Source organism: Amycolatopsis sp. NPDC003861 (genome assembly GCF_053605405.1).
In genome coordinates, this window is sequence record NZ_JBSGJD010000035.1 from 40,404 (window position 1) to 51,694 (window position 11,291).

Annotated in this window: 14 protein-coding genes; 7 read left to right on the forward strand and 7 right to left on the reverse strand. The window is 69.7% G+C overall.

The window, feature by feature from the left end; all coding sequences use genetic code 11:
• Positions 1-2: 2 nt before the first annotated feature.
• From ACWEVN_RS12205 to ACWEVN_RS12220, 4 genes are all read right to left on the reverse strand, one after another.
• Positions 3-914: a hypothetical protein gene (locus tag ACWEVN_RS12205; RefSeq protein WP_449681837.1), complete on the reverse strand. Its 912-nt coding sequence runs from the start codon at positions 912-914 to the stop codon at positions 3-5.
• 177 nt (positions 915-1,091) lie between these two features.
• Positions 1,092-1,961 (reverse strand): lysozyme, encoded by an 870-nt coding sequence (locus ACWEVN_RS12210; RefSeq protein WP_449681838.1) that lies wholly within the window; start codon positions 1,959-1,961, stop codon positions 1,092-1,094.
• Between the two features lie 193 nt (positions 1,962-2,154).
• Entirely contained in the window at positions 2,155-2,955 is an 801-nt protein-coding gene (locus tag ACWEVN_RS12215; RefSeq protein ID WP_449681839.1) for a lysozyme, read from the reverse strand.
• Between the two features lie 104 nt (positions 2,956-3,059).
• Positions 3,060-3,764, reverse strand: a complete 705-nt coding sequence (locus tag ACWEVN_RS12220; RefSeq protein WP_449678208.1) for a type VII secretion system-associated protein — start codon at positions 3,762-3,764, stop codon at positions 3,060-3,062.
• A gap of 56 nt (positions 3,765-3,820) precedes the next feature.
• Between ACWEVN_RS12220 and ACWEVN_RS12225 the strand changes: the two genes are divergently transcribed.
• On the forward strand, positions 3,821-4,201 hold the full coding sequence (locus ACWEVN_RS12225; RefSeq protein ID WP_449681840.1) for a sterol carrier family protein: 381 nt from the start codon (positions 3,821-3,823) through the stop codon (positions 4,199-4,201).
• A 25-nt stretch (positions 4,202-4,226) separates the two neighbouring features.
• On the opposite strand, the gene ACWEVN_RS12230 is transcribed toward ACWEVN_RS12225, so the two are convergent.
• Positions 4,227-5,024, reverse strand: coding sequence for an SAM-dependent methyltransferase (locus ACWEVN_RS12230; RefSeq protein ID WP_452051256.1), 798 nt, complete (start codon positions 5,022-5,024; stop codon positions 4,227-4,229).
• 200 nt (positions 5,025-5,224) lie between these two features.
• Here ACWEVN_RS12230 and ACWEVN_RS12235 point away from each other — a divergent pair, with 200 nt between their 5' ends.
• From ACWEVN_RS12235 to arfB, 6 genes are all read left to right on the forward strand, one after another.
• Positions 5,225-6,103 carry a helix-turn-helix domain-containing protein gene (locus tag ACWEVN_RS12235; protein ID WP_449681841.1) on the forward strand — a complete coding sequence of 293 codons (879 nt, stop codon included), beginning with the start codon at positions 5,225-5,227 and terminating at the stop codon, positions 6,101-6,103.
• A 259-nt stretch (positions 6,104-6,362) separates the two neighbouring features.
• Positions 6,363-6,602: a DUF397 domain-containing protein gene (locus ACWEVN_RS12240; RefSeq protein ID WP_310969464.1), complete on the forward strand. Its 240-nt coding sequence runs from the start codon at positions 6,363-6,365 to the stop codon at positions 6,600-6,602.
• Positions 6,589-6,894: a hypothetical protein gene (locus ACWEVN_RS12245; RefSeq protein ID WP_310969463.1), complete on the forward strand. Its 306-nt coding sequence runs from the start codon at positions 6,589-6,591 to the stop codon at positions 6,892-6,894. The genes ACWEVN_RS12240 and ACWEVN_RS12245 overlap by 14 nt, the downstream gene beginning before the upstream one ends.
• Positions 6,895-7,012: 118 nt before the next feature.
• Entirely contained in the window at positions 7,013-8,539 is a 1,527-nt protein-coding gene (purF, locus tag ACWEVN_RS12250; protein ID WP_310969462.1) for an amidophosphoribosyltransferase, read from the forward strand.
• 28 nt (positions 8,540-8,567) lie between these two features.
• A complete protein-coding gene (purM, locus tag ACWEVN_RS12255; protein ID WP_310969461.1) occupies positions 8,568-9,638 on the forward strand; it encodes a phosphoribosylformylglycinamidine cyclo-ligase in 1,071 nt (356 codons plus the stop codon).
• A 48-nt stretch (positions 9,639-9,686) separates the two neighbouring features.
• Positions 9,687-10,103 carry an alternative ribosome rescue aminoacyl-tRNA hydrolase ArfB gene (arfB, locus tag ACWEVN_RS12260; protein ID WP_449681964.1) on the forward strand — a complete coding sequence of 139 codons (417 nt, stop codon included), beginning with the start codon at positions 9,687-9,689 and terminating at the stop codon, positions 10,101-10,103.
• Here arfB and ACWEVN_RS12265 read toward each other — a convergent pair.
• Positions 10,100-10,840: a GNAT family N-acetyltransferase gene (locus ACWEVN_RS12265; RefSeq protein WP_452051257.1), complete on the reverse strand. Its 741-nt coding sequence runs from the start codon at positions 10,838-10,840 to the stop codon at positions 10,100-10,102. The genes arfB and ACWEVN_RS12265 overlap by 4 nt on opposite strands.
• 176 nt (positions 10,841-11,016) lie before the next feature.
• A partial coding sequence (locus ACWEVN_RS12270) for a VanZ family protein (RefSeq protein ID WP_452051258.1) occupies positions 11,017-11,291 on the reverse strand: 275 nt, incomplete at its 5' end.

Sequence of the window (11,291 nt, forward strand, 5' to 3'; positions counted from 1 at the left end):
CCTCAGGACACCAGCATCGTGCTGACGCAGAAGCCCTTTTTGTCGAAGTTCGTCGCGCTCAGCGTGCCCTTGACCGGCTTGCCGGCGGACGTCCCGGTGACCTCGCCCTCGACCAGGTACTTGTCGGCGGGCACGTCGCCGAGCTGCAGCTGCAGCGGCGGCTTGAGGAACGTCTCGAGCCACGAGCTGAGCAGCTGCTTCGAGTCGGCGCAGCCCAGCGCGACGGCGCCGGCGTTGTCGCCCGCGTTCAGCTTGTCGATGAAGCCCTGCAGCACGACCTTGGCGTCCGCGCCGCCCCCTTCGCTGCCGGACGGGGTCTTCGAGGTGGTCGGCTTCTTGGACGTCGGCTTCGGTGTGGACGGCTTGGCCGACGTGCTCGACGACGGGGCCGCGGCCGTGTTCGTGTCGTCCTTCGAGAGGAAGAAGCCGGGTGCGACGAAGCCGGTGATGCCGACCAGGGCGAGGATGACGACCACGGCGGAGCCGATGGCGATCCACATCCCGGTCTTGCTCTTCTTCGGCGGCGCGGGCGGCCCGCCGAAGCCCTGCGTGTAGCCGCCGGTCGCCGGGTCCCAGCCGGACACCTGGCCGGCCGCGTTCGGGTCCCAGGCCTGCTGGCCGTACTGCTGCGCGTTCGGGTCCGCCCACGCCGACTGCTGCCCCTGCTGCTGCGCGTACGGGTCACCCCAGGCCGGCTGCGGGTTGGCCGGGAAGCCGCCCGAGGGGTAGCCCTGCTGCTGGTTCGGGTCCCAGCCCTGCGGGTACTGCTGCGTCGGGTACGGCTGTTGCTGCTGGTTGGGGTCCCACCCGCCCTGCTGCGGGAAGCCGCCGGACGGGGGCTGCTGGCCGTAGGGGTTCGGCTGGCCGTACGGGTCGGGCTGGCCGGGCTGGCCCGGCTGAGGCGGGTAGGTCATCTGTCCATGCCTTCCGGGCGCTGGGTGTTCGTGCGCTTCCGACGTCCGGTGGAGGCGTGCGGTTCCCCCGGGGACGTGGCTGCGGCGTTCTGCAAGCTCGGACGGTACGGCATGGAACCGGCTCCCGGATCACGACAGCGCGAACCTGTCACGATCCGGGAGCCGGGTGGGGGTGGATCAGCCGTTGGCCAGTGCCTGGAGCCGGTCGTAGGCACCGTTGAAGGTGTCCTGGTCGAGCGGGCTCGAGGTGTACTGCCAGACGGTGTAGAAGCCCCAGTTGTAGGGCAGGGTGCCGACCGACGACGCGTACCGCGCGACCCACAGCGGGGCCGTGCTGGAGAAGTCACCGCTCACGCAGCTGCTCCACCAGCTCTGCGACGTGTAGATCACCGGGTACCGGCCGGTCAGCGAGTGGTAGGTGTCGTGGAAGTCGAGGATCCACGACGTCATCCCCGCCTTGCTCAGCCCGTAGCAGGTCGCGCCGTACGGGTTGTACTCCATGTCCAGTGCGCCGGGGAGCGTCTTGCCGTCCTTGGACCAGCCGCCGCCGTGGGCGACGAAGTACCGGGCCTGTGCCGCGCCGCTCGAGGTGTTCGGCGTGGCGAAGTGGTAGGCGCCGCGGATGAAGCCCTGGTTGTAGGAGCCGTTGTACTGCTGGGCGAAGTACGGGTTGGTGTAGCTGGTGCTCTCCGTGGCCTTGGTCCAGACGAACCGCTTGCCCTGGTTCCACCAGTTCGCCCAGTCGACGTTGCCCTGGTAGCTGGCGACGTCCATGCCGGCCACGGTGGCCAGCACCTGGCCGGGGATGGCCTGACCGGGTTGCGGCTGCTGAGCCGCCTTCTGCGAGTCCGGGGTCGAGGAGTCGCCTTCGACGCGCCGGATCTGCGACCCCAGAGCGTGGTTGTTCTGCGCGATGTCCGCGTTGATCGCGGCCACGGGGTCGACTTCGGGGGAAAAGGTCGTCGCCTGCGCCGTGCTGCCGAGCAGGAGCAGCGCGGCCGGGACGGCCAGGGCAGCGAACAGCCGCCCTCTTCGGGAGGTGGACATCGTTGAATCCCTTCACGGAAACCCTCGCGATGGGCGGCTTACTTGCAGGTAGCCGCCCGAGCACGATTGTTAGGGACGAAGTGGCGTTTGTCACTCACTTCCGTGAAATTGGGTATACGTGTGGGTGATTTTCCTGGGAAGAAGATCGTTAATTGGTGACGAGTTAACACCTATTATTGGACAGTTGCGCCGTTCAGCCCAGCGCCAGGGCCAGCAGGCGGTCCGCCGAGCCGTTGAACCAGTTCTGGTCGCCGGGCAGGGTGCCGCGGTCGGCGAACTGCCAGATCGTGTGGATGCTCCAGCCGGACGGCAGTTCGCCGATGAAGCTGTTGTAGCGCGCGATCCAGAGCGGGTTGGCGCCGAACCCGCCGTTGTTCGCGGTGCACCGCTTCCACCAGCTCGTCGACGTGTAGATCGTCGGGTGGCGGCCGGTCGCCGCCAGGTAGGTGTCCGAGAAGGCCCGGATCCAGGCGACCATGCCCGCGGCGTCCTTGCCGTAACACGTTTCGCCGTACGGGTTGTACTCCGCGTCGAGCGCGCCGGGCAGCGTCTTGCCGTCCTTCGACCAGCCGCCGCCGTGGGCCAGGAAGTACCGCGCTTGCGACGCGCCGTCGGAGATGTCCGGCCGCGCGAAGTGGTAGGCCCCGCGGATCAGGCCCGCTTGGTAGGAGCCGTTGTACTGCTGCGCGAACTGCGGGTTCACGAACCCGGTGCCCTCGGTCGCCTTGACGTAGACGAACTTGGCGCCCGACCCCGCCGCGCCGGGCCAGTCGACCGGCCCCTGGTGCCCGCTGACGTCGTGCCCGAGCACCTGGTCTTCCCCGTCGTACAACACGTCGGGCCCTTCACCGACGCCCTCGACCGCGGCGATCTGCGAACCCGCGTAGTGCTCCTCGGCGCCGGCGTACGGGTCGGCCGCCTTCGCCGGCGCCTGCCCGGCCACGAGCAGGACGGACGCGAGGGCGGCGGCGAAGGGCAGCGAACGTCTTTTCACCCTCTTGCTCCCCACCGATCTCGTCAGACTTCTTCAGTCTCACGATGCACCGGCGCCGCCCGATCGGCGAGTCGATGATCACTCGATGGGGTTAAACCCGCAGGTCAGCGCCGCTCGTCCGCGATGGCCTTCAGCAGGTGCTCGGCCGGCACGACGGCCGTGATGAGGTCGTGCGGGTTGATCGCGACCGGGTGCCCGCCGAGCAGGTCGACGATGTCGCGGCCGACCACGGCCCGCGCGTGCGGCCACTCGCGCGGCACCAGCGACTTGCGGGTGTAGGCCGGCACCATCACCCGGCCGTCGGCGTTGTGGAAGCCGATGACGGTCCGCTGCACCGGCGACATCGCGTAGACGAACAACGTCGCGTCGAGGACGACCTTCGGCAGGTCCGACGGCGGGCGGTGCTCGGTGCGGACGAGCTGCAGCAGGTGCTCGAGGTCGTTGGCCGGGTCCGGGAAGCCGAGCGCCTTGGGCGAGGGCCGGTAGCGGTCGTTGGGGTGGAAGTCGGCGACGACGTCGCCGGCGCCGTTCACCGGGTACGCGCCGACGACCGCCCACGACGGCACCGGGCCGTTCGGGTCGAAGGCCTCGTCGATGACGTAGAGCCAGCTGTTGGGATTGGCGCGGGCGTTCGAGCGCATCTCCGCGGTGATCTCGGGCGTGCCGTGCTTGCCGGTGCGCCGCGCCTGCTGGCCCTCGCGCCGGGCGGCCCGGTTGTGCTTGCCGTGCCTGCCGGGGCGATCGGCTCCGCTTCCGGTGGGCTGCTGCGAAACCATCCGATCCGCCTCGTCCCGCTGCGCCATCGTCATCCCCACGTTCTCGGGTGTGCCTGCCAAGTCTTGGTGCGCCACTCTACTGTTTGCCCATGGCCTCTTCGCGTTCGGTCGACCCCGGACAGTTACGTGCGGCGGTGCTGGCGATTTCCCCGTGGCTGCAGGGCGATGCGCCCGATCCGGCGCGTCCGGAGCTGGCCGCGGCGGTACGCCTGTCCCTGCGGGCGCTGGCGGCCGACGCACCGGGCCGGACGGTCGAGGTGCGGGTGCCGCCGTTCGCCGCGGTGCAGTGCGTGGAAGGACCGCGGCACACCCGCGGCACCCCGCCGAACGTGATCGAGACGGACCCGCGCACGTGGCTCGAGCTGGCCACCGGGCGACTGGACTGGACCACGGCCGTGGCCGGCGGCCGGGTGTCCGCGTCGGGCACCCGGGCCGATCTGTCGCACTGGCTCCCGCTGCTGCGCGTCTGACAACCGGTGGGGACCGGAGGCTGTCCTACGGCTTGCGGCCGACGCCGCCGGCGATGGTCCGCTGGGCCACGTTGAGGTCCTTGAGCCGCGGGCCGTCCGGCCACCAGTCGGCGCAGCGGACCACGCCCGGGGGCACCATTTCGAGGCCCGGGAACAGGTCCTCGATCTCCTTCTGCTTCCGGAAGGTGCCCGAGCCCATCGGGCTGTGCAGGAAGAAGTCCTCCATCCGGCGGGCGGTCGCGGAGTCGTCGTCCTCGGGGTCGAAGAAGTGCGAGAGCGCGACGAACGAGCCCGACGGCAGCGCGTCGACGTACTCCTTCATGATCTCCGCCGGCCGTTCCGCGGGGCCGTTGAAGTGGTGCAGCGTGCCCAGCTGGAGGAACGCGACCGGCTGCGAGAAGTCGATGTGCTGCCGGACGACCTCGTGCTCGAGGATCCGCTGCGGCTCGAAAATGTCCTCGGCGACGAAGTGGGTGTTCTCGTTCTCTTCGAGCAGGGCGCGGCCGTGGGCCAGCACGACCGGGTCGTTGTCGACGTAGACGACCTTGATCTCCGGGTTGATCCGCTGGACCACCTGGTGGGTGTTCTCGGCGGTCGGCAGGCCGGAGCCGCAGTCGAGGAACTGGGTGATGCCGGTCTGGCTGGCGAGGAAGCGGCAGGCGCGGATCAGGAAGCCCCGGTTTTCGAACGCGAGGTCCTGCGCCTCGGGAGCGGCCTTCTGCACCTTGTGCAGGACCTCCCGGTCGATCTCGTAGTTGTCCTTCCCGAGCAGGAAGGCGTCGTACACGCGCGCGATGCTCGCTCGGGTCGGGTCGACCCCCACGGGAACTCGTTCGGTCCGGGTCGCGGCGTCGGGCATGTTGAACCTCGCAAGTTCTGTGTCGAAAGTCTCGTACTCTACGTAGAGTAGGACTCCACACGCATGCGGTAAACCGGGTCACCTCTTTGCGCAGGACGGCCCAACGTGTACTTTCGGTAGTCGGGCTAGGACCCCCTGGTGACGTGAGCGCGGAAGGGCCGGGAATGAACGCGGTGAACGCGTCCGCAGGTGAACAGAACATCGGCCCGACGGCACGCCGCATGATCCTCGGGTCGCAGTTGCGCCGGCTCCGTGAAGAGGCCGGCATCACCCGTCAGCAGGCCGGTTACAACATCCGCGGGTCCGAGTCGAAGATCAGCCGGCTCGAGCTGGGCCGGGTCGGGTTCAAGGAACGCGACGTCACCGACCTGCTGACGATGTACGGCGTCGAGGACCCGAACGAACGCCGGGCGTTCCTCGACATGGTCAAGCAGTCGAACGAGCCGGGCTGGTGGCGGCGCTTCGGCGACACCATGCCGAACTGGTTCACCGACCTCGTCGGCCTCGAAGAAGCCGCGGCGCGAATCCAGATCTGGGAGCCGCTCTACGTGTCGGGCCTGCTCCAGATCGAGCCGTACGCGCGGGCGATCTTCAGCCACGGCCGTTCGGAGATGGCCGACGAGCGGGTCGACCAGCTGGTCGCGCTCCGGATGCGGCGGCAGAAGATGTTCAGCAGGCCGGACGCCCCGCGCGTGTGGATGGTGCTCGACGAGTCCGTGCTCCATCGCCCGATCGGCGGGATGAAGGTCCTCAAGCAGCAGCTCGAATACCTGCTCGAGATGAGCGCGCTGCCGCACGTTTCGATCCAGATCCTGCCGTACTCGCGCAGCGGCCTGTCCGCGGAACACGCGTTTTCGCTGCTGCGCTTCGGTGAACCGGAATTGCCGAACATCGCCTACGTCGAGTACATGACCGGCGCGCACTACATCGAGAAGCGCGAAGAGATCGAAAAGTACAGCCGCGCGCTGGACATGCTGGCGGTCGACGCGGAGACGCCGGAGCGGAGCCGGTCGATGCTGGGCAAGCGCCGGCAGGAGATCTAGAAACCTGGCCCGACCTCGATCCGGGCCGCCGCCATGTCCCAGTGATCGGTGACTGCCGGTAGTTATTAGGCCGTTCGGGAAGGTATCTATCACCCGATAGGTTAACCGGGGTCGCGCCGTTCTTTACCGTCCGAGAACTTTGCAAGAAATTCTGCACGTGCATTTACCGTTGCAGGCACACGTGCTAGCCTCCGATACGCGGGCAAATGCACATGCATCTGCATTGCCCCCAGAGTTTTCCGCATCGAGAGGTGGGAACATGGCTGAGCGATTCGAGAACGGCATCCCGGCCGATCGGCTGTCCGGTGCCCAGTGGCGCAAGGCGAGCTACAGCGGTGCCTACGGCAACTGCGTGGAGGTCGCGCCGCTGTCCAACGGGGAGATCGCGATGCGCAACTCGCGGTTCCCCACCGGCCCGGCGCTCGTCTACACGCGGGCCGAGATGGCGGCGTTCCTCGCGGGTGCGAAGGACGGTGAATTCGACGATGTCCTCGGCTGAGGCCGTCGCCACCGTCTTCGACATCGAGACCGGACTGCAGGAGCTGGTGGCCCGCGGCTACCAGTTCGTCCACCCCGCCGACGAGCTCGGCGAGGTCCTCGCCGTCGTCGGCGTGCGGGTGCACGACGACGTGGTGGACGTGGTCCGGCTCAACGCCGAGGACGACGTCGTGGCGACCAGGATGCCCGGCTCGGAAGAGAACATCTTCGAGCCGGAGCGGTGGCTGTGGCGCCGCCGCGGAGAAGGTGCGCAGGTGCTGACGGAGATCCTTTCGCTGCCGGATGCGTGCTAGCGGTGCAGGCTTGCGGGCCCCGTCCGAAGTGGTCAGAACCACGTCGGGCGGGGCCTGACGCATGTCGGCACCGTCTACACTGAAACCGGCCTGACCACGTCTTCCCAGGAGCTCCTCGGTGGTTTCCGACCCGCAGCTCGTGTCCGACCAGCCCGAACCGGAACCCCGTGAGGAGTGTGGCGTCTTCGGCGTCTGGGCTCCCGGGGAAGAAGTCGCGAAGCTGACCTACTACGGCCTCTACGCCCTGCAGCACCGGGGCCAGGAGGCCGCCGGCATCTCCGTCTCCGACGGCTCGCAGATCGTGGTCTTCAAGGACCTCGGCCTGGTCAGCCAGGTGTTCGACGAGCAGATCCTGCAGTCGCTGCAGGGCCACATCGCCGTCGGGCACTGCCGGTACTCGACCACCGGCGCGACCATCTGGGAGAACGCCCAGCCGATCTTCCGCACCACCGAGACCGGCAGCGGCCTCTCCTTCGCGCACAACGGCAACCTGGTCAACACGGCCGAGCTGCGCGAACGCACCATCGAAGCGGGTCTCAAGCCGCACGCGGGCCTGACCGGCTCGTCGAGCGACTCGGACCTGATCTGCGGCCTGCTCGCCGCGAACGCCGCCGACAAGGGCATCGAGGCCGCGGCCATGGAGCTGCTGCCCACCCTCAAGGGCGCCTTCTGCCTGGTGTTCTCCGACGAGAACACGCTCTACGCGGCGCGTGACCCGCACGGCGTGCACCCGCTGGTGCTCGGCCGGCTCGAACGCGGCTGGGTCGTCTCGAGCGAGACGGCGGGCCTCGACATCGTCGGCGCGTCCTTCGTCCGCGAGGTCGAGCCCGGCGAGCTGATCGCGATCGACGCCGCGGGCCTGCGCTCGTCGCGGTTCGCGAACCCGGACCCCAAGGGCTGCGTCTTCGAGTACGTCTACCTCGCCCGCCCCGACACCACGATCGCCGGCCGCGGCGTGCACGCCACCCGCGTCGAGATCGGCCGCCGGCTGGCCAGCGAGCAGCCGGTCGAAGCCGACCTCGTGATGCCGGTGCCGGAGTCCGGCACCCCGGCCGCGATCGGCTACGCGCAGGGCTCGGGCATCCCCTACGGCACCGGCCTGGTGAAGAACGCCTACGTCGGGCGCACGTTCATCCAGCCGTCGCAGACCATCCGCCAGCTGGGCATCCGGCTCAAGCTGAACCCGCTGCGGGACGTCATCCGCGGCAAGCGCCTGGTCGTGGTGGACGACTCGATCGTCCGCGGCAACACCCAGCGCGCGCTCGTCCGCATGCTGCGGGAGGCCGGCGCGCTCGAGGTGCACGTCCGGATCGCGTCACCGCCCGTGCGCTGGCCGTGCTTCTACGGCATCGACTTCGCGTCGCGGGCCGAATTGGTCGCGAACGGCGTCGACCTCGACGGCATCCGGCGCTCGATCGGGGCCGACTCCCTGGGCTACATTTCCCTGGACGGCCTGGTCGCGGCGGCGGAACAGCCGAAGTCGCGGCTGTGCACGGCGTGCTTCTCGGGCGAGTACCCGATCCCGCTGCCGGAGGACGCGCTGATCGGAAAGCACCTGCTTGAAAGCCTGGACGCGGTCAATGGCGCGGCGACCCCCGTCAGTCCCGCCGGGTACGGTGCCGAAGACGCCGTCCGGCGTCCCTGAGTTCCTTCCAGTAGGGAGTCCGTCCACCGTGAGCGAGTCCACGAGCGCCACGTACGCCGCCGCCGGCGTCAGCATCGAGGCCGGCGACGAAGCCGTCGAGCTGCTCAAGCCGCACGCCGAGCGCGCGACGCGGCCCGAGGTCATGGGCGGCGTCGGCGGCTTCGCCGGGCTCTTCTCCCTGAAGCTCGACAAGTGGAAGGAGCCGGTGCTCGCGTCCTCGACCGACGGCGTCGGCACGAAGATCGCGGTCGCGCAGGCGCTCGACAAGCACGACACGGTCGGCATCGACCTGGTCGCCATGGTGGTCGACGACCTGGTCGTGACCGGTGCCGAGCCGCTGTTCCTGCAGGACTACATCGCCGTCGGCAAGGTGCACCCGGAGAAGATCGCCGCGCTGGTCGGCGGGATCGCCGAGGGCTGCGTCCGGGCCGGCTGCGCGCTGCTCGGCGGCGAGACGGCCGAGCACCCGGGCCTGATGGGCGAGCACGACTACGACATGTCGGCCACCGGCGTCGGCGTGGTCGAGGCGTCCCAGCTGCTGTCGCCGGAGAAGGTCCGCCCCGGTGACGTCGTGCTGGCCCTCGGCTCGTCGGGCCTGCACTCCAACGGCTACTCGCTGGCCCGGCACGTCCTGCTGGACATCGCCCGGATGCCGCTCGACGGGCACGTCGAGGAGTTCGGCCGCACCCTCGGCGAGGAGATGCTCGAGCCGACGCGGATCTACGCGAAGGACTGCCTGGCGCTCGCCGCCGAAACCGAGGTCCGGACGTTCGCGCACATCACCGGCGGCGGCCTGGAGGCCAACCTCGCCCGCGTCATGCCGCGCGGCCTGGTCGCCCGGCTCGACCGCGGCACCTGGAATCCGGCGCCGGTGTTCGCGCTGATCGGCCAGCGCGGCAAGGTCGAGCGGGCCGAACTGGAGAAGACGTTCAACATGGGTGTCGGCATGGTCGCGATCGTCGGCGCCGAGGACGTCGACCGGGCGCTGGCCATGCTGACCGCGCGGCATGTCCCGGCGTGGGTGCTCGGCGACGTCCAGCCCGCCGACGACGTCGACGGCCCGCGCGCGGTCCTCTCGGGTGACCACCCGCGGTTCTGAAACGCTGTTGCTCGCGGCTGTCACACTTGAGGGGTGGCAGCCGAAGACGTGGTGGTCGGCTCCCGGTTCACGATCCCGGGAGCCGAGTTGAGCGAGCGCTTTTCGCGGTCGTCCGGCCCGGGCGGGCAGGGCGTCAACACCACGGACTCACGGGTCGAGCTGTCCTTCGACGTCGCTTCGTCGCCGTCGATCCCGGAGCACCTGCGTGACCGGGTCCTGACCGGCCTCGGCTCGCGACTGGTCGACGGCGTCCTGACGATCGCCGCCAGCGAACACCGCTCCCAGCTGCAGAACCGCGAAGCCGCGCGGGGCCGGCTGGCGAACCTGCTGATGGACGCGTCGGCCCCGCCGCCCGCCAAGCGGCGCCCCACGAAGCCGTCCCGCGGTTCGAAGGAACGCCGCCTGGCGTCGAAGAAGCGCCGGAGCGACGTGAAGAAAGGCCGCTCCGGCCGCTTCGACGACTAACTCAGTGACAGGTGCACGCACTCGCCCGCCGGCTGGTAGCCGACGCGGGCGTAGACGTTGCCGATCCCCAGGTCACCGGGGGTGAGGAACGCCGTGTGGGCGCCGGCCTCGTGCACCTCGCGGGTGAGGTGCGCGGTGAGCGCCGCCGCGATCCCGCGGCCGCGGTACGGCTCGAGCACGGCGATCCCGGCGATCTCGGTGGTGCCGTCGACGATTTCGAGCGCCAGCCCGCCGCCGACGACCACGCCGTCGTCTTCCGCGAGCAGGTGCCGCACGCCGGCTCCGAGGCCGGTCTTCAGCTGTTCGACCTCTTCGTCACCGATCTCCGCGGGTTCGCCGAACGCGGTGTTCTGCGCGGCCCGCATCCGCCGGAGGTCCTCATCGGACTCCGGCACGCGCAGCCGGATCCCCGCCGGAGCCGGCTGGTCGACCCGCTCGGCCGGCGCGCACGTCATCAACGGCACCCGCCGTTCGAGCTCGTACCCCGCTCCGACCAGCAGTTTCTCCAGGTCGGGAGCGACGTCGGTGAAGTACTCCAGCCGCGGGAGCAGGTCCCGCCGCCGGTAGGCCGCGGTCAGCGCGTCGATCTCGGCCGCCGTCGGCTGCGCGCCGTCGTCCGGGATCGCGTAGTTGAGCATCGGGTGCGGGGTGCCCGGCGAGTAGGTGGCGAGGAACGGGCCGACCTGCTCGGTTTCGCGGCCGCGGGGCGCGGTCGCGCGGACATAAGCCTCGATCATGGGAGCCTTTCGAAAGCACGTCAAGGAACCGCAGCCCTCATCACGGGCCTGCGGGCTGGTCGCTGGGCGTCGGGCCTAGCGGGGGCCGACGCCGGAGACGGCGCCAGGCATAGGCAGTCATTCCTTGAAGTCGAAGGGGCTCTTCCCGGCCATGATCGCACGGCCGGCAACCGGTTTTACTGACGTTCCGGGTGCGCGATGGCGGCGTAGCGGGTGTCCCACACCGATCTCGGCACCCGCAGCGTGAGCGTCGGAGCCGGGCAGATCGTGCGGCGTGGCAGCGGGATCGCCACCGGCGCCGGCGGGGCCGCGTCCAGCGCCCGCCAGCCGCGGCGGCTCAGCGCCGCCCCGAGCGTCGCGCCCGCCGTGTTGAGGAGGACGTCGTCGGCCGAGGTCACCCGCCCGGTGTGGATCAGATATTGCGTACCTTCCACCAGCACGGACGCGATCA